This window comes from Idiomarina sp. HB (assembly GCF_048059115.1).
Classification (GTDB): Bacteria; Pseudomonadota; Gammaproteobacteria; order Enterobacterales; family Alteromonadaceae; genus Idiomarina; species Idiomarina abyssalis.
In genome coordinates, this window is sequence record NZ_JAYLVU010000002.1 from 286,879 (window position 1) to 304,424 (window position 17,546).

20 protein-coding genes are annotated in these 17,546 nt (G+C 48.3%); 4 read left to right on the forward strand and 16 right to left on the reverse strand.

Annotated features, from left to right (window positions below; all coding sequences use genetic code 11):
• Positions 1 to 9 precede the first annotated feature (9 nt).
• The 4 genes from cyoE to VBY75_RS07160 are packed head-to-tail and all read right to left on the reverse strand — an operon-like array spanning position 10 to position 3,216.
• Complete coding sequence (gene cyoE, locus VBY75_RS07145; RefSeq protein ID WP_273023899.1) at positions 10 to 906, reverse strand: heme o synthase; 897 nt, start codon at positions 904 to 906, stop codon at positions 10 to 12.
• A gap of 13 nt (positions 907 to 919) precedes the next feature.
• Positions 920 to 1,909: a COX15/CtaA family protein gene (locus VBY75_RS07150; protein ID WP_199494459.1), complete on the reverse strand. Its 990-nt coding sequence runs from the start codon at positions 1,907 to 1,909 to the stop codon at positions 920 to 922.
• Between the two features lie 9 nt (positions 1,910 to 1,918).
• Complete coding sequence (locus VBY75_RS07155; protein ID WP_222236323.1) at positions 1,919 to 2,464, reverse strand: hypothetical protein; 546 nt, start codon at positions 2,462 to 2,464, stop codon at positions 1,919 to 1,921.
• A complete protein-coding gene (locus tag VBY75_RS07160) occupies positions 2,461 to 3,216 on the reverse strand; it encodes an SURF1 family protein (RefSeq protein ID WP_287817305.1) in 756 nt (251 codons plus the stop codon). The genes VBY75_RS07155 and VBY75_RS07160 overlap by 4 nt, the downstream gene beginning before the upstream one ends.
• Here VBY75_RS07160 and VBY75_RS07165 point away from each other — a divergent pair.
• Entirely contained in the window at positions 3,194 to 3,409 is a 216-nt protein-coding gene (locus VBY75_RS07165; protein WP_054490835.1) for a DUF2909 domain-containing protein, read from the forward strand. The two genes, VBY75_RS07160 and VBY75_RS07165, sit on opposite strands and share 23 nt — an antisense overlap.
• 18 nt (positions 3,410 to 3,427) lie before the next feature.
• On the opposite strand, the gene VBY75_RS07170 is transcribed toward VBY75_RS07165, so the two are convergent.
• The 6 genes from VBY75_RS07170 to lexA all read right to left on the reverse strand — a co-directional run bounded on the left by VBY75_RS07170 (position 3,428) and on the right by lexA (position 8,964).
• Entirely contained in the window at positions 3,428 to 4,303 is an 876-nt protein-coding gene (locus VBY75_RS07170; RefSeq protein WP_199494456.1) for a cytochrome c oxidase subunit 3, read from the reverse strand.
• A gap of 12 nt (positions 4,304 to 4,315) precedes the next feature.
• Entirely contained in the window at positions 4,316 to 4,885 is a 570-nt protein-coding gene (locus tag VBY75_RS07175; protein ID WP_054490830.1) for a cytochrome c oxidase assembly protein, read from the reverse strand.
• A gap of 6 nt (positions 4,886 to 4,891) precedes the next feature.
• Positions 4,892 to 6,478: a cytochrome c oxidase subunit I gene (ctaD, locus tag VBY75_RS07180; RefSeq protein ID WP_054490828.1), complete on the reverse strand. Its 1,587-nt coding sequence runs from the start codon at positions 6,476 to 6,478 to the stop codon at positions 4,892 to 4,894.
• Positions 6,479 to 6,488: 10 nt separating this feature from the next.
• Positions 6,489 to 7,610 (reverse strand): cytochrome c oxidase subunit II, encoded by a 1,122-nt coding sequence (gene coxB / locus VBY75_RS07185; RefSeq protein WP_199494502.1) that lies wholly within the window; start codon positions 7,608 to 7,610, stop codon positions 6,489 to 6,491.
• 302 nt (positions 7,611 to 7,912) lie between these two features.
• Positions 7,913 to 8,350 (reverse strand): SOS-response cell division inhibitor, encoded by a 438-nt coding sequence (locus VBY75_RS07190; RefSeq protein ID WP_416511775.1) that lies wholly within the window; start codon positions 8,348 to 8,350, stop codon positions 7,913 to 7,915.
• Positions 8,347 to 8,964, reverse strand: a complete 618-nt coding sequence (gene lexA / locus VBY75_RS07195; protein WP_054490824.1) for a transcriptional repressor LexA — start codon at positions 8,962 to 8,964, stop codon at positions 8,347 to 8,349. Before lexA ends, VBY75_RS07190 begins: the two co-directional genes overlap by 4 nt.
• A gap of 131 nt (positions 8,965 to 9,095) precedes the next feature.
• Here lexA and plsB point away from each other — a divergent pair, with 131 nt between their 5' ends.
• Positions 9,096 to 11,579, forward strand: a complete 2,484-nt coding sequence (gene plsB, locus VBY75_RS07200; RefSeq protein WP_278358616.1) for a glycerol-3-phosphate 1-O-acyltransferase PlsB — start codon at positions 9,096 to 9,098, stop codon at positions 11,577 to 11,579.
• Here plsB and ubiA read toward each other — a convergent pair.
• On the reverse strand, positions 11,576 to 12,427 hold the full coding sequence (gene ubiA, locus VBY75_RS07205) for a 4-hydroxybenzoate octaprenyltransferase (RefSeq protein ID WP_416511778.1): 852 nt from the start codon (positions 12,425 to 12,427) through the stop codon (positions 11,576 to 11,578). The genes plsB and ubiA overlap by 4 nt on opposite strands.
• 1 nt (position 12,428) lies before the next feature.
• The gene (locus VBY75_RS07210) at positions 12,429 to 13,025 is read right to left on the reverse strand and encodes a chorismate--pyruvate lyase family protein (protein WP_416511780.1); all 597 of its coding nucleotides are present in this window, start codon (positions 13,023 to 13,025) and stop codon (positions 12,429 to 12,431) included.
• 78 nt (positions 13,026 to 13,103) lie between these two features.
• On the opposite strand from VBY75_RS07210, the gene VBY75_RS07215 reads away from it, so the two are divergent.
• On the forward strand, positions 13,104 to 13,502 hold the full coding sequence (locus VBY75_RS07215; protein WP_054490815.1) for a flagellar basal body-associated protein FliL: 399 nt from the start codon (positions 13,104 to 13,106) through the stop codon (positions 13,500 to 13,502).
• On the opposite strand, the gene VBY75_RS07220 is transcribed toward VBY75_RS07215, so the two are convergent.
• The 4 genes from VBY75_RS07220 to VBY75_RS07235 are packed head-to-tail and all read right to left on the reverse strand — an operon-like array spanning position 13,496 to position 16,881.
• Complete coding sequence (locus tag VBY75_RS07220) at positions 13,496 to 14,320, reverse strand: rhomboid family intramembrane serine protease (RefSeq protein WP_416511783.1); 825 nt, start codon at positions 14,318 to 14,320, stop codon at positions 13,496 to 13,498. The two genes, VBY75_RS07215 and VBY75_RS07220, sit on opposite strands and share 7 nt — an antisense overlap.
• A 3-nt stretch (positions 14,321 to 14,323) precedes the next feature.
• The gene (gene glpE, locus VBY75_RS07225; protein WP_199494451.1) at positions 14,324 to 14,647 is read right to left on the reverse strand and encodes a thiosulfate sulfurtransferase GlpE; all 324 of its coding nucleotides are present in this window, start codon (positions 14,645 to 14,647) and stop codon (positions 14,324 to 14,326) included.
• A gap of 7 nt (positions 14,648 to 14,654) precedes the next feature.
• The gene (gene tdh, locus VBY75_RS07230) at positions 14,655 to 15,680 is read right to left on the reverse strand and encodes an L-threonine 3-dehydrogenase (RefSeq protein ID WP_199494450.1); all 1,026 of its coding nucleotides are present in this window, start codon (positions 15,678 to 15,680) and stop codon (positions 14,655 to 14,657) included.
• 10 nt (positions 15,681 to 15,690) lie between these two features.
• The gene (locus VBY75_RS07235) at positions 15,691 to 16,881 is read right to left on the reverse strand and encodes a glycine C-acetyltransferase (protein WP_054490807.1); all 1,191 of its coding nucleotides are present in this window, start codon (positions 16,879 to 16,881) and stop codon (positions 15,691 to 15,693) included.
• Positions 16,882 to 17,042: 161 nt separating this feature from the next.
• Here VBY75_RS07235 and coaD point away from each other — a divergent pair, with 161 nt between their 5' ends.
• Positions 17,043 to 17,543 (forward strand): pantetheine-phosphate adenylyltransferase, encoded by a 501-nt coding sequence (gene coaD, locus VBY75_RS07240; RefSeq protein WP_199494448.1) that lies wholly within the window; start codon positions 17,043 to 17,045, stop codon positions 17,541 to 17,543.
• Positions 17,544 to 17,546: the final 3 nt, after the last annotated feature.

Consider the following 17,546-nt stretch of genomic DNA (forward strand, 5'->3'; position numbering starts at 1 on the left):
TTACTCCATTTATACGTAGTGATCGACCAGTAAAATGACAAACAGCAGCATGAGGTGCCAGATAGAAAAAGCAAACATGTTAAAGGCTGTCTTTTTGCTGGGCGCGTACTTCAGCTTCCAGGCGTAAGCCAGGAAAATGGCGTTAAGTAAACTGACTCCTACCAAGTAAATCATGCCGGTCATGCCAATTAAGAAAGGCATAAGGCAAACTACGGTCAATAAAACGGTGTACAAGAAAATACAGGTTTTGGTGAAGTCGATACCGTGAGTAACCGGCAGCATCGGAATTTCAGCTCGTGCGTAGTCTTTTGCGCGGTGTACGGCAAGCGCCCAGAAGTGGGGCGGTGTCCAGGTAAAAATGATCATAACCAGCAGTACCGCTGGGGCGTTAATTTCATTGGTGACTGCTGTCCAGCCCAGTAGCGGCGGTGCTGCACCTGCCAGGCCACCAATAACAATGTTCTGCGGCGTTGCGCGTTTTAAGAACATGGTATAAACCACAGCGTAACCCACCATACTGGCAAAGGTTAACCAGGCGGTTAAGGGGTTAACCCAGGCATACAGGGTCACAAAACCAATGGCGCCAATAGTTGCCGCAAATATCGTGACTTTGGTCGGTGATAAATTTCCCTGAGGCAGTGGCCGACGCAGCGTACGGGCCATTTTCGCGTCGATATGACGGTCAACCAGATGATTAATAGCAGCCGCAGCAGCGGACATCAGACCAATACCGGCTAAGGCCGGGACCAGGACATTCATCGAAACAAGCTCTTCAGTGGCCAGACACATGCCAACCACTGCAGTGAGCAACAACAAGGCGACGACACGAGGCTTGGTCAGCTCCAGATAGTCCCGCCAGTGAGCGTTGCGCGTTTTTGTTATATTTTTTGTGGCAACGGATTCCATAATTACAACTCCTCTACGCTTTTCTGGACAGGTTGTAATTCAACCCAACCATCGACAGTAACAACAAAGCCCCAACAGCATTGTGCGCTACTGCATTCCAAAGCGGTAATTGAAAGACTACGTTACTAATACCGAGCAGAATTTGCAAAGACAATAACAAGCCAATAACAATTAATGAGCGGCGGAAAAACTGCGACTTTGCTTTTCTCCAACATTTAAAGAGTAAAGCACAGACCACTAAAAAGGTAATAATGGCGCCAACTCGATGCATGACATGCATGGTCATGCGGTCGTTGTAGTCATGGGCACCGTACTGATAGGTATCGGCCTCTGGTATGCTAAAAGCGCCGGCAAAGTCCAGTTGTGCGGTCCAGTTACCTTCGCAAAAAGGCAGGTCAGTACAGGCGACGGCGGCGTAATTGGCTGCAACCCAGCCCCCCAGAGCTATTTGCCCAATAACAACTAATAAGGTGAAGAAAGCCAGCCCTCTGTAGCGCCTTAACTCTGAATCTCCCCCCGCAAGCCGGAACGACGACAGACGCAAGGACAACAGGTACAGCAGTGATATCACTGAAAAGCCCCCTAACAGATGTCCCATCACTATAAGTGGCTGCAAATTCATGGTCACTGTCCACATGCCCAGAGCTGCCTGGAATATGACCAGCCCCAGCAACAGGGTGGGTAATTTTACCGGCGTAGGGTAATGGCTATAACGGCGGCCTTTAATCCAGGCGATGATAGCAATAGCCAGAATCAGTAAGCCTAAGGTGCCGGCAAAGTAGCGGTGCACCATTTCATTCCAGGCTTTGCCCTGCTCAACCGGGGCATCTGGAAATCGAAGTTGAGCCTCCTGAATGTGTTCTGCCTGAGAGGGAACACCCAAAAAGCCGTAGCACCCCGGCCAGTCCGGACAACCCAGGCCAGCCTCAGTCAGCCGGGTAAATGCGCCAAGAACAATAACGACAAAAGCAAAAAAAACGCTAATTTTTACCAGTAAACGCATGTGATTTTCCTACCCAATTCTGGACAATTTAAGCAGTTTACGAAGATCTGCCAGCACGTTTTTACCTTCCGTTATCATCTGCTCTTTATCCGAGTGAGTTGGGTAATAAAGCATAACGTTGTGCATAGGATCGATTATAAAGACGGTGTTTTCCGGCAGTTCGCTTAATTGTTCAATGAGCTGCGGTGTTACCAGTTGCGTAATGTGAGGTGCGCTGTGATTAAACTCTGACTGTGCATTTTCGCTTTGGTGAAGCACCACTGGAGTCAGGCGTTCGGTGTCTTTACCAATGGCCACGTCGACCTGATTCATAACGTACAAGGTATTTTCACAGGTTGTGCCGCAGTTTTTGGGCGCCACATAACCCAATTGCCAGCCTTCCGGTAGTTGGTCGGTTTGTTTATCTAGGGTAATAGGCGGCTGCAGCAGGGTGCCTTTATTGGTACCCGCTTCATACCAGTTCTGTGACAAAATCAGCCAGGCCGCTAGTAACGGGACAATAAAGGCAACGAAAACAATAATAATGGCGCGTCGAGAGCGATTCAGGGAGCTCATCGGGTCTCCTCTTTTTTTGGTTGTTTATTCAGTTTTATAACAGCAAATAGGAAAATCACCAAGCAGGCAATTGCCAGTGAGAACCATTGAATGGCGTAACCCTGGTGTTTTTCCGGTGACATTACCTGAGGTTTCCAGTCGCGGCTCCAACCCATAGTTTCTGGCGACTCAAGTAAAAAGGTATAATCGGTTAATGACATATCGAGTTGTTTTGCTATGGCGTTCGGCTGAAACTCCTGCACCCGAATTTTGCTATCAGCTAAGTCGGTCTCGTAAGTGTTATTTACAAATTGATTGTTGGAAGGAAAGTACAGAAAACCGGTCAGCCTATGCTGACCTGAAGGCATATTCACGTCCGGTAATGACTGTCTGGAAGCCGGTGCTGGTAGCCACCCCATATTAACCGGAACATAATTTTCAGACATTGCCTGTGGCTGGAACAGCGCAATTACCTGATAACCAACGGTGCCGTCTTGAATTTGGTTATCGAGAAGGAAAATGGGTTGTGGAACAAATTCACCATTCATTTCCACATAGCGAAAGCGATCGTTTTCAGGTGACACCTCAGCCAGACGGTCGAGTTTGGTCGCTTCACCGCTTGAGAGTTGTTGCTCATAGTCGCTAAACAGCTGGCGTTTTTGTTCAGCTCGTTCAAGCTGCCAAAAACCTAACTTGACCAATAACGCAATTGCCAGCAGAGTAACTAACGTAGCGACAAGAGGAAAACGTATGTTGGTCTTTTTTAAAATCATTATTGTACTGCTGTTAGCATATATGGTGGTGAATCTGTTCAGGGCGTTATTTAGTATGCTGCGGAACGACCCGGACAAACCACCTATGTCCCATTATTTGGGAAAGCGAGTGGGAGTAGCCGCCGTTATCTTTGTCATACTGATAGCGGCGACCGCCAGTGGTTTCTTACCGTTAAATCCACGCCCCTATTAACCGGGGCGTTTTCTTTTTTTACAGAACGTACACCACGACAAAAAGGCATAGCCAGACGACATCGACAAAGTGCCAGTACCAACTGGTTGCCTGAAATGCAAAGTGGTTATCCGGTGTAAAGTGACCTTTCAGAACCCGCAGGAACATGACAATAAGCATGACGGTACCCAGGGTGACGTGCATACCGTGGAATCCGGTCAGCATGTAAAAGGTATTACCGTATATACCTGAGTCAAGTGCCAAGCCAAGCTCTTCGTAGGCGTGAACGTACTCTGCACCTTGTAAGTACAGGAAGATACAACCCAGGATAATGGTAATGCCCAGCATGGCTGTCAGCTGTTTGCGTTTATTTTGTTCCAAACCCGTATGGGCAAAGTGACAGGTTACCGAGCTAATTAGCAGGATAATGGTGTTAATAGCAGGCAGGCCGTACCAACCCATTGCCTGAGTCTCAGTGCCACCCGGGGTGTTAACCAAAGGCCAGTGAGCGACAAACTCCGGCCATAGGACCTCATTGGTCATAGCGTTGTTGCTGTCACCGCCCAGCCATTGAACGGCTATAACACGAGCGTAAAACAGAGCACCGAAGAAGGCCGCAAAGAACATCACCTCGGAGAAAATAAACCAACTCATGCCCTGTTTATAAGAAACACCTAACTGGTCGCTGTACTTGCCACTCATGGACTCGTTAATTTGGTCGCGAAACCAACCAAAGAGCATGACGGCTATAACGATTAAACCAATGGTTAATACGGTACTGCCGTAACCATCCTGCTCTTTACTCATATCGATAACGGTGTGTCCCGCGCCCCAGGCAATTAAGCCTAACCCAACTGCGCCAACAATTGGCCAGGGGCTGGAAGCAGGAACATAATAACTCTGTTGTTCTGCCATAACGTCGTTTCCTTATTCTGTTTTTAACAGCTGAGCCATTTGCTCAGCCGACGTATTGGCTGTCATATCGTACAGCGTGTATGACAGGGTTAATGTGTTGATGTGGTCCGGAATATCCGGATCCAGATAAAATTGCATTGGCATTTCTGTATCAGCACCCGCAGCTAAAGGCTGTTGGTTAAAGCAAAAGCACTCCACTTTATTGAGGTAAAGCGAGGCTTCAGCCGGTGCAACCGATGGGATAGCCTGTGCGACCATATTGGAAGAGGTCGGGTTAGACGCTAGAAAGTTAACGACTTTAACCTCACCCGGATGAATTTTGACTTGTTTGGTTGAGGGCTCAAATTTCCACGGAATGCCCTTAGCATTCCGCGTAATAAATTGAACGTTAACCGTACGTGATTCATCGACTTCTACCTCTTGATAAACCGCGGCTTCATTGCTGGTACGGCCGTTAAAGCCTGTCACTTCACAAAATACATCGTAAAGCGGTACCAGCGCGAAGCCGAAGGCAAACATCCCGGCGACTGTCAGTAACAGTCGCTTAACCAGAATGCTGTTGTCGGGGCGCTGATCAGACATGAGTCATCACTCCACTTTCGGTGGTTTTTCGAAGGTGTGATAAGGCGCTGGTGATGGAACGGTCCACTCCAGTCCCTCTGCACCATCCCATGGCTTAGCTTCTGCTTTCTCGCCGCCTTTGACACATTTGATAACTACCCAAAGGAAGATCAATTGTGACAAACCGAAGGCAAAACCACCGATACTTGCTATCTGGTTAATATCCGCAAACTGCGTAGCGTAATCCGGGATACGCCGCGGCATACCGGCCAGCCCCGCAAAGTGCATTGGGAAGAACAGCACGTTAACGGAAATAAGCGATGTCCAGAAGTGGGTCTTCGCCAGTGTGGTGTCGTACATATGACCTGTCCATTTCGGTAGCCAGTAATAAGAGGCCGCCATGATGGAGAAAATCGCACCTGTCACCAGAACATAATGAAAATGAGCCACTACGAAATATGTGTCGTGGTACTGGAAATCGACTGGCGTAATCGCCAGCATCAAGCCGGAGAAACCTCCAATGGTAAACAGAATAACGAACGCCAGGGCGAACAGCATGGGGGTTTCAAAGGTCATTGAGCCACGCCACATGGTGGCAACCCAGTTAAAGATTTTGACCCCGGTCGGCACCGCAATGAGCATCGTACAGTACATGAAGAAGAGCTCAGCAAATACTGGCATACCGGTAGTGAACATATGGTGAGCCCACACCAGGAAAGACAGTAAGGCAATGGCTGCCGTGGCGTAAACCATGGATGCGTAGCCAAAGAGTCGTTTTCGGGTAAAGGCCGGAATAATGGCGGAGATAATACCGAAGGACGGCAAAATCATAATGTAGACTTCCGGGTGCCCGAAGAACCAGAAAATATGCTGGAACATAACTGGGTCACCACCGCCTGCAGCGTCAAAGAAACTGGTGCCAAAGTACTTATCGGTCAGTACCATGGTAACCGCACCGGCCAATACTGGCATAACCGCAATAAGCAGGAAGGCGGTAATCAGCCAGGTCCACACAAACAATGGCATTTTCATGTAATTCATACCCGGTGCGCGCATGTTCATGATAGTGACTATCACGTTAATGGCACCCATGATGGATGAAATACCCATAATGTGTATTGAGAACACGAACAACGCGGTTGAGTCCGAGCTGTAGGTGGTTGAAAGCGGTGCATAGAATGTCCAGCCGAAGGCAGGGCCACCACCCTCCATAAATAACGAGCCCAATAAGATAATGAAAGCGAATGGCAGAATCCAGAAGCTCCAGTTATTCATACGTGGCAACGCCATATCGGGCGCACCAATCATCATCGGGATCATCCAGTTAGCAAGCCCGGTAAAAGCAGGCATGACCGCACCAAAAACCATTATAAGGCCATGGACCGTGGTCATCTGATTAAAGAAATGCGGCTCGACCAACTGTAAGCCTGGTTGAAATAGTTCAGCACGAATGACCATGGCCATGGCGCCACCGGTCAAAAACATAATGAAGCTAAACCACAAGTACATTGAGCCAATGTCTTTGTGGTTCGTTGTAAATAGCCAGCGACCAATACCCGACGGCTTATGATCGTGGTGTGTGTCGTGATGTGTCTCTTCCACTGTAGTGCTCATCACCGTCTCCTTATTGATTCATGACTTCGTTAATATCGGCGGCCTGAATCAGCTGTCCGGTATCATTACCCCAAGCGTTACGCTCGTAGGTGATTACCGCAGCTAATTCGCGCATGGACAGCTGGCTTCCAAAGGCCTGCATAGCTGTGCCGGTTACGCCATTAACAACGATGTCTATGTGCTGATCTTTGGCTTCGGGATCCACAGAAACGCCGGAGCCCGCTAATGCAGGGAATACTCCGTTGACGCCCTGGCCGTTGGCCTGGTGACAAGCAGCACAGGTGCTGTTGTAAATTTTTTCACCGAGATCCATCAGTTCATCTTCCGACATCTCCATAGCAAGCAATTCTTGTTCACGTTCCCGTGCCGCCTTTTGCTCAGCTTCTTTCTCGGTAATCCATTTTTCATATTCAGCAGGTTCTTTTGCTATAACAACGACAGGCATGAAGCCGTGATCTTTACCGCAAAGCTCTGCACACTGACCGCGGTAAATACCGGGTTCGTCGACTTTAGTCCAGGTTTCATTAATAAAGCCCGGGTTAGCGTCTTTCTTAACGGCAAAGTCAGGAACCCACCAACTGTGAATAACGTCGTCTGAAGTGACCAGGAAGCGAACTTTTCTATCGGTTGGAATAACCAATGGACGGTCCACTTCTAACAAGTAGTTTTCGCCTTTCTCAAATTTATTATCAATTTGTTCTTGTTGAGTGGCTAAACGACTGAAGAATTCCACGTCGTTCTCAAAGTACTTGTAGTGCCATTTCCACTGCGAACCTGTTACCTGGACAGTAACGTCAGCATCGGAAGTGTCTTCCATGGCAATTAAGGTCGTTGTTGCAGGAATGGCCATGCCTACCAGTATAAGTAAAGGCACAATAGTCCAGGCAATTTCGACTTTAACGTTCTCGTGGAAATTTGCAGGGTTAGGGTTTTTAGACTTCCGGTGTCGGATCATCGAAATAAACATGAGACCGAATACGACCACACCAATTACACAGCAAATGTAAAAGATGGTCATGTGGAGATCGTAAACCCGGTTACTCACTTCAGTGACACCTTGGGTCAAATTGAGACGCGACTGAGCAGCAGCCGGTAGACTCGTTAGCGCCAATAGTGCCCACAAAGGCTTCATTTTCACGTGGCTTCTCCTCTTATTCTTCAATGAGACAGCAAATAATTTCGCTAGCCTGAAATAGAAGAACAAAGAGGTAAGCAGAAAAAGGTACAGCTTCTCCCCAGAAATCGCTTTCTCTACTGACTCTTTGTTGTAGTTATCGTTGTTATATTATTTTTATAGTCGGGTAGTGCATTTATTAACGAATTTACAACCAAAGATCCAGATCAAATCAAACAAATGCACAAAAAATAGACGGATCTGTTAAAAAAAGGCTGCAAAAGCAGCCTTGGGGGATAAAACACACAAACAAAGTGGGATTAGTGCAGGTGGGATGTCAGTGTGTTTTTATCAAACAGAAAATATTGTGTTTCACTCAATTTACTGGCCATACGGGCACGCTGCCAGGTACGGTTAGAAACTGAGTCCAAATAACCGATAACCATACTGCTGGTACCGGCCAGTAGAGCCTGTTCCAGCGCCCACTCGCAGCGTTCAGCTGAGTGGCTGCGCAACCAGCGAATTTGCGATTCAGCAACACCACAAGCAATAAGCTGTTGAATCACGTCTTTGTCGCCGCCAATAACCGTTACCCATTGGCTTGGCTTTTGTTGCAAAGCCTGCTGAACAACAGGGGACAGCTTGTCGACGTCAATTGCGTCCTGCGTGTTTTTAGTATCTAACTGGAACGATGGCGCTGTATTTTCGGCAGTCCAAAGACCTGGGTGATGTAATTTGTGCTGATGTTGAGTTTTCATAAGGTCGCTCCGTTTCTGATAACACCGACGGCAAGTCCTTCAATGGCAAAAACCTGCTCTGCCAGATTGACAGTAATGGTCGAGAAATCTTCATTTTCAGGATGAAGCAAAATAGTTTTTCCACGCTGTTCAAAACGCTTTACAGTGACATCGTCTTCTACGCGGGCAACGACTATCTGGCCGTTACGAGCTTGCTCGGTTTTATGCACAGCCAGTAAGTCGCCGTCTAAAATACCAATGTCTTTCATGCTCATGCCGTTTACTTTCAGTAAGAAGCTGGCAGCAGGATGAAATAGAGACTCGTCAATTTTGTAATGACCTTCAACGTGCTGTTCGGCCAGCAAGGGCTCCCCGGCTGCAACCTGGCCAATCAACGGTAGGCCATCAGCGATGTCGTAGTCATCGGCTACAAGACGAATACCGCGCGACATACCGGGTAAAATTTCAATAACCCCTTTGCGTGCCAGAGCTTTTAAATGCTCTTCTGCGGAGTTGGCAGAACGAAAGCCCAGCTTATGAGCTATTTCTGCACGCGTTGGCGGCATACCGGTGGCGTGTAGGTTATCCTTAATAAGTTCAAGGATTTCAGATTGTCTTGGTGTTAACGGGCGCATAATGTACCTGTTTATTTGTACAGTGATACTGTGAGTATATACAGGTAAATTCATTTCGCAAGTAATTTCTTGAACGACAAATTTAAACGAAGTTGGTATCCTATCTTTCTGTTTAAAACAGAGGTCTAAGTATGAAAGGAATAAGTCGCTTTTACCCAGTCTTTAAGTACCCGTTGCGTTGGTTAACACGCTTTCAGGAAATTTGGGACGGTACTGAAGAAGAGCATGAAACCACAATTGCTAAGCCCATTGTGTATGTCATGCGCTCAACGTCTAAAGCAGACTTATCCATTTTACAAAGAGCTGCAGCAAAACGAGGCCTGCCTGACCCGACCGAGCCTTTAGTGGTTGACGGTAAAAGCTATGACCGAATTATGTTCCTCGAAGAGTTTGCTGAAGAAACCTCCGAGCAGACCGTTTCAGAATTTCATCAATTGCTGACCTTACACAAAGACAATGCAGAGCTCGACGTGCAGCTTGTTCCTGCAGGTGTGTTCTGGGGACGTCAGGCCGGGCAGGAAGCCAATGCCGGTAACGCTATGACAGGTGACCTTGATAACCCGGGCCACTGGCGCAAGTTTTGGTTGGTGTTGTTTTCTGGTCGCCAGGTTTTACTTCGTTTCTCGCGAGCTGTCAGTCTGGGCACAATGGCACATGACCATGGTACCGATATGCGCATCGCCCATAAATTGGCGCGAGTTGCACGGGTGCACTTTGTGCGTATGCGTCACGCTGTTGCCGGTCCTAAGTTAAGTCACAGAAAAGAACTAATGGCAGCACTGATTGATACCCCTGCCTTAAAAAAGGCTGTAGCAGATGAAGCCCGGGGCAAGAAAATCAGCGAAGAAGCAGCTCGTAAGCGTGCTTTATCTTACATTGATGAAATTGCAGCGAATTACAGTTCGACCTTAGTTCGTGTACTTGACCGCTTTATGACCTGGATGTGGAACCGTATTTATAATGGTATCCATGTCAAAGGTGGCGATACTATCCGAAGGTTGGCGCAACAAGGGCATGAAATTATTTATGTCCCTTGCCACCGCAGTCACATGGATTACTTACTGCTGAGTTATGTGATTTATAAAGAGGGACTGGTACCGCCGCATATTGCCGCAGGAGTGAACCTTAACTTCTTTCCTGTTGGTGGGATTTTCCGCCGTGGTGGCGCGTTCTTTATTCGCCGCAGCTTCCGGGGTAACAAACTGTATTCAGCCGTTTTTCGTGAATATTTGTGTTGGTTGTTTCAAAAAGGCTACCCGGTGGAATACTTCAGCGAAGGTGGCCGCTCCAGAACCGGCCGCTTATTACCGCCTAAAACCGGTATGCTGGCAATGACCGTTCAGGGCATGCTGCGAGACCAGCAGCGTCCTGTGTCGCTGGTACCCGTGTACCTTGGCTATGAGCACATTATGGAAGTGTCGACTTACCTGAAAGAGCTGAAAGGTAAGGACAAAGAGAAAGAGTCGGTATTTCAAATTCTGAAAACCGTGACAAAACTAAAGAACTTTGGACAGGGTTTTGTAACTTTTGGGCAGCCCATCAACCTGAAACACCATTTAGACAAAAAGGCACCCACCTGGCATCAGTCTGTTACCCGTGGCGCGCAGGAGCCTGAGCGACCTAACTGGCTTAACCCGGTGGTAAATGGTTTAGCAGAGCAAGTAATGCAGGGTATCAACGATTCAGCGGCCGCCAACAGCGTTAACCTGACCGCTTTGGCGTTATTAAGCTCTGAGCACCATGCGTTATTAAAAGAAGAGCTTTTAGCGCAGTTAGAAGTGTATCTGGGGGTTCTGCGTGAAGTGCCCTACAGCAATTTAGTGAGTGTTCCTGAAGAAACGCCGGAAGAATTATGGCAGCAGGCTCTCAGGACAGACAAGTTCACCGTCACTAGTGACACCATGGGTGAGGTAATTTCACTGGAGCGGATGTCGGCCATTGCGATGACTTACTATCGCAATAATATACTGCATATGATGGTTGTGCCGGGCATTGTGGCTTCCATTATTATGGCGAAAAAGAAAGTCAGCGTAGCGGAGATAGCGGCACGCACTCAGGCAATTTATCCTTCGCTCAAGGCGGAGTTATACCTAAGCCACAATGCGGATGACCTGCCTTTGTGGACAGAAGCCTTAGCAGAGGAACTGGCGCGGCAAAATCTGATCACACTGGAAGACGGTATCTGTACTATTGCGCAGCGCGAGAGTGCCGAGTGGTATCGTTTACGCTTATTAGCTAACAGTGCCAGTGAAACTCTGCAACGTTACTGTATCGTGCTGGAGCTGTTGCAACAGGCGCAGCCAATTATGCGTGCCGACCTGGAGAAGCAATCAATTACACTGGCTGAGCGTTTAAGCTCAATTCACGGTATTGATGCGCCGGAATTTTACGACAAGAAAGTCATGTCGACTTTGATTGCCAGTTTAAAACAGCAAGGCCTGGTGGAAATTGACGATGACGGTCAGCAAATTGCTGCGCAACCGGTAGGTGAGTTAAGCGATCAGGTAGATGAGCTTATCGATGGTCCGGTACTGCAGACCATTCGCCAGTCGGTTGAGCACTTTGTTCAACAGTTAAAAGCACCAACCGATGACGAACAAAAACAGAGTGACTAGAACCAGTAGTGCAGCGCTAAACCTATAGCGAACACCATGCCAACATAGTGGTTATGCAGAAAAGCCTGGAAGCATTTTCCGGGCTCTCTGTGCCGTATCAGCCAATGTTGGTATCCGAACAGAAGCAATACCACGGCTAAACCCAGCCAGGCCCATATTTCGGCGGATAATAAATAAAGCACCCAGGCCAGCAGCGCCAGAGAGACTAACTGCATAAGGCCAATGGACAGGCGATCAAACCGGCCGAATAAAATAGCGGTGCTCTGCAGCCCAATTTTTAGGTCGTCCTCGCGGTCAGCCATGGCGTACTCGGTATCATAGGCTACGGTCCAGATAACATTGGTCAGGAATAATAGCCCGGCGATTAACCACTGCTCAGATTCCAGTGCAGTAAAGGCCATTAAAATACCAAAACTGAAGGCAATACCGAGAACCACTTGTGGCAGATGAGTCCAGCGTTTACAAAATGGATACAGCGCAGCGACACCAGCGGCAAAAAAGCTGAGCATAACGGTCTGGGTATTAAGCTGCATGACCAGACCAAAGGCAATTGCTAATAGAGCAATAAAGCCTATCATGGCCTCCGTTGCCGATATTTTACCGGCCGGAATAGGTCGTTGACGAGTGCGGCGAACATGGCCGTCGAAGTTACGATCAGCAAAGTCATTAATAACGCAGCCGGCTGACCGCATAACAAAAGTTCCCAGCAGGAAGATAACCACAATACGCATGGGCGGGTTGCCGGCACCGGCTATCATCAGTGCCCAAATAGTGGGCCAGGCAAGTAGATAGGTGCCAATAGGACGGGCTGCTCTCATTAACTGCCAAAATGCGGCTAACTTTTGCATGCTAACTCCTTTTATTGCGACGAAAAGTTTCAGACGCTGAATACAGTGAGGACGGCTCAAGGAATATCTCACTAACCAGCAGCTGTTCGCCCGCGGTTGAAAACATTCTTCGTCTGCCAAGCAGCGCGTGGTCCTTTTGAAACCATCGCTGGTTCAATTGTGCGACAGGGTGATCACCATCAACTACTGCAACTTCTATATCGCCGCAGTGTAAATCGCTGCGGGCAAACAAGGACTCACCCAGTGACTGATTGCCAAGCTGCTGTAAGTTCAGCGTACCGGCTTGCTCCGCGCTTGGCGAAAACAGACTTCGGGCAAAAACCCACGGCTGTTTATCACAGTATAGTAGAACTTCACGAACTACCACGTTGCAGTTAAGGTTAAGTCGTTGCTTTTCTTCAGGGGTAGGTTCCAATACCTGCTGCCCCAGTAATTTTACCGAAAAATTTCCACCGACTTCTTTCAGACGTTGCGTTAACGAACCTTCGTAAAGCAGCCAGTCGGCCTGCTCAGCTGTTAACTCGAATTGTTGTGGGGGCGACCACTGCAGCGCTTCGCTAACCGGAAAAGCGGGTGTTGGATAAAACTCTGTTGTCATTTGTGTTGGCGTTATTAAGCTCTGTCGCTATGATAGCAGAGAGAATTTAATTGAACAGCAATCGGGCCGGGTAGGGCTATGAAACTTCTGATAACAGTAGTAGCAAGTATTTTTCTTTGGTGCAGCAGTGTTTCTTCTGCCTCAGCACAGGATGTCTCTTACTATGGTTTTGAACCGGACATCACCACGAATTACCTGAAAGAAGGTAATGATTACCGGCTTGGGTTTATTCGAGTAGCCATTGAAGTGATGGTGCCAGACCCCAGCTACATTAGTGTGGTTGAGCATCATGCGCCGTTATTGCGCAATGCCTTTGTCTCAATTTTAAGTACCGCAACCGAACGTCAGGTCAGGACGATGACAGGCCGTGATCAGTTGCGCTTAAAGTGTGTGGAGCGAGCGCAGGAACTCATGCAGCAGGAAACGGGTAACCCGGTTATCCGCGATGTTATTTTCACTAAATACATTTATCAGTAGAGTTGCCGCATTTTAGGGTTTAACCAACGCACCACAAAGCCGGCAAAGCAGCCGGAAATGAGTCCGGCTAAGTGCGCTTCGTTGGCCACATTGACCCACAACATATCGGTGTAGCCAATGACCAGCCAAAGCAGCATAAAGATAATAAGCCCCGGTGGCAGATAAAGCGGGGTTGGGCGGTTAAAGCTGTATACCCAGCAAAAGCCAAGCAAGCCATAAACCACCCCTGACAGGCCGCCAAAGTTAGGTCCATTAAATAAATACTGAATAACGTTGGCTGTAATGCCACAAAATAACAGCAGAGCCAGTAACCAGGAGAACCCGAGAGAGCGCTCAACTCGTCCACCCAGATACCACCACCAGAACAAGTTAAACACCAGGTGCAGCGCCGTAAAGTGCATGAGTACGGGGGTAATAAAGCGCCACGGCTGCTCATAAGGCAGAGCTGAAAAGTAGATGCTGATTTTTAGCGTATCCAGAATGGTTTCCGGGTACATCTGAATGGCTGCAAATACCAGCAACGTCAATACCGCAACAATACGCGTTAACCAGCCACTTTGTTTCAGTAAACTAAAAGACAAAGAGGTTGAATGCGATGCCGTGGCAGGCTTCTGCTGTACCGGTTCAGCGGCTAGCTCCGGGTTATTTTTAAACTGTTGAATTAATGTCTTAGCAGCGGCTTCATAGCTGCTTTGGTGTAACCACAATTCCAATTGCTCACCGCGTTCAGTAACGCTGACTGGCATGCCTTGCTGACGTAGATACTGATACAGCTTGTGCATCCAGTCTGAGTCGCGGCTACTGAGCAATCGTCGCATGGTTTAGGCCCTTTCAGTGTGTTCAGGAAAAGACATGGACCAGGCCGTATAGCCGCCGTCCATGCTGTGCACATCGGTGAAACCGTTGCCTGCTATGTAGTCAGCGGCGCCCTGACTGCTAATGCCGTGATAGCAAACCACAATCACTTTTTGGTTTTTATCAACTGAGTTCAGGAATTGCGGCAGGTTGCTGTTATCCAGGTGTTGAGAACCCGGAATATGCCCCGCAGCAAAAGACTGCGGGTCACGGATATCAACAAAAACCGCTTCGTTATTTTGCCAATGCTCAACGGCGATGGGTAATTCCATTAGCTGATAATTGCTCATTTACCTATTAGTCCCAGTTCAGTATGACTTTGCCAGACTGGCCTGAAATCATGGTTTCAAAGCCTTTTTCAAAGTCATCTATGGGCATTTCGTGCGTCAAGATAGGTGAAATATCCAGTCCAGACTGCAGTAAACTGGCCATTTTGTACCAGGTTTCGAACATTTCACGACCGTAAATACCTTTAATGACCAGGCCTTTGAAAATGACCTGATTCCAGTCAATGGCGACGTTCTCTGGCGGAATGCCCAGCATGGCAACCTTGCCGCCGTGGTTCATAGCTTCCAGCATTTGTGAAAACGCTGACGGTACGCCTGACATTTCCAGACCCACGTCAAAGCCTTCCTTCATGCCGAGCTCAGTCATGACGTCAGACAGTTTTTCTTTGCTAACGTCCACTGCGCGGGTAACGCCCATTTTACGAGCTAAGTCTAGACGGTATTCATTTACGTCAGTAATAACCACATGGCGTGCGCCCACATGACGGGCAACGGCTGCTGCCATAATGCCGATAGGGCCGGCGCCAGTAATCAGTACGTCTTCGCCCACCAGGTCAAAAGCCAGAGCGGTGTGAACGGCATTGCCGAATGGGTCGAATACCGCCGCCATTTCGTCAGTGACGTCATCTGGCAGTTTGAAGGCGTTTTCAGCCGGTAGTGCTAAGTATTCTGCGAAAGCGCCAGGGCGATTTACGCCAACGCCATAGGTGTTACGGCACAAATGACGACGGCCGGCACGACAATTACGGCAGTGACCACAAGTAATGTGGCCTTCGCCGGAAACGCGGTCACCAATCTCAAAGCCGCGAACACCGTCACCCATAGCGGCAACTTCACCCACGTATTCGTGACCCACTACCATAGGCACCGGAATGGTTTTCTGCGACCAGTCGTCCCATTTGTAAATGTGAACGTCGGTTCCGCAAATGGCGGTTTTCTTAATTTTAATCAGCAAATCGTTGTAGCCACACTCGGGCTTTTCAACGTCGGTCATCCAGATGCCCGGTTTTGCGTGCAATTTTGACAAAGCTTTCATTCTTTACTCCTTAAATCACACCCAGCTCTTTACCAATGCGGGTAAAAGCTTCAATGGTGCGATCCAGTTGTTCGCGTGTGTGAGCCGCCGACATTTGTGTGCGGATACGGGCTTTGCCTTTAGGAACGACAGGGAACGAAAAGCCGATCACATAAATATCTTCTTCTAACAGGCGGTCTGACATTTCTGAGGCCAGTTTAGCGTCGCCTACCATGACCGGAATAATAGCGTGGTCCGCGCCGCTCAAAGTAAAGCCGGCTTTAGTCATTTGCTCACGGAAGTAGCTGGCATTTTCCCACAGTTGGCTGCGCAGCTCATGGCCTTCGGCCAGCATATCCAGTACACGAATCGATGCCTGCACAATGGCTGGCGCTACTGAGTTAGAAAATAAATAAGGGCGTGAGCGCTGGCGTAACCAGTCAATCACTTCTTTCTTGCCTGAAGTGTAACCACCAGATGCACCGCCCAGAGCTTTACCTAAGGTGCCGGTGATAATGTCGACACGACCCATCACGTCGCAGTATTCATGCGTACCTTTACCGTTCTCACCTAAGAAGCCAGTGGCATGGCAGTCGTCCATCATCACCAGCGCGTCGTATTTGTCGGCCAGGTCGCAAATGCCTTTTAAGTTGGCAATAACGCCGTCCATAGAGAACACACCGTCGGTAGCAATTAATTTGTGGCGTGCGCCGTCCGCGTCAGCTTGTTTAAGCTGTGCTTCCAAGTCTTCCAGGTTGTTGTTTTTGTAGCGGTAACGCTTGGACTTACTCAGACGAATACCGTCAATGATGCTGGCGTGGTTAAGCTCGTCACTAATAATAGCGTCTTCCGGGCCCATTAGGGTTTCGAATAAGCCACCGTTCGCATCAAAACATGATGAGTACAAAATGGTGTCTTCAGTGCCCAAAAACTCGCTCAGTTTTTGTTCCAGCGTTTTGTGAATGTCCTGAGTGCCGCAAATAAAACGGACAGAAGCCGTACCAAAGCCATGCTCGTCCAGGCCCTGTTTGGCGGCTTTAATTAAGTCCGGGTGGTTTGCCAGCCCTAAGTAGTTGTTGGCGCAGAAGTTGAGTACCTTGCGGTCATTAACCGTAATTTCCGAGCTTTGGTCCGAACTGATAATACGTTCTTTCTTGTAAAGGCCTTCGGCTTTGGTTTCGGCCAGTTGGTCGGCCAATTGCTGATAAAAGGCTGAGCTCATCTTTTTACTCCACTATTTGAAAACGTAAATTACCCTCTAGTTTACTGATGTTAGTCGTAACTCGCATCCTTAATTTGAATATCGGGCTTTTGTTTAGTGTGCACTTGCGTGTACTCTTTATTGAAAATTAAGAATGGCTCAATCACGGTTTAGGAGACGCTATGCACCGCCGAGCAATTTATCCGGGGACTTTTGATCCTATTACAAACGGCCACGCCGACTTAATTGAGCGTGCTTCAACTCTGTTTAGTGAAATTGTGGTGGGTATTGCAGAAAGCCCGAGCAAGAAGCCACTATTCAGTCTGGAAGAACGCGTTTTATTAGCGCAGCAGGTCACTGAAGACCTCGATAATGTCACCGTCGTAGGCTTTTCCGGGTTATTGGTGGACTTTGCGCATGAGTACGATGCAACGGTGCTGATTCGAGGGTTACGGGCGGTTTCAGACTTTGAATATGAGTTCCAGTTAGCCAACATGAACCGGCGTTTAGACCCGAACCTGGAAAGTGTCTTTTTAACACCGGCAGAGGAAAACTCGTTTATTTCTTCGTCGCTGGTGAAAGAGGTCGCTTTACACGGCGGCGACGTTTCCGGATTCACTGACGCCCGGGTGGCGTCAGCATTAGGGCAAAAATTTTCCGGAAAACGTCCCGGTAAAAGTTAACTT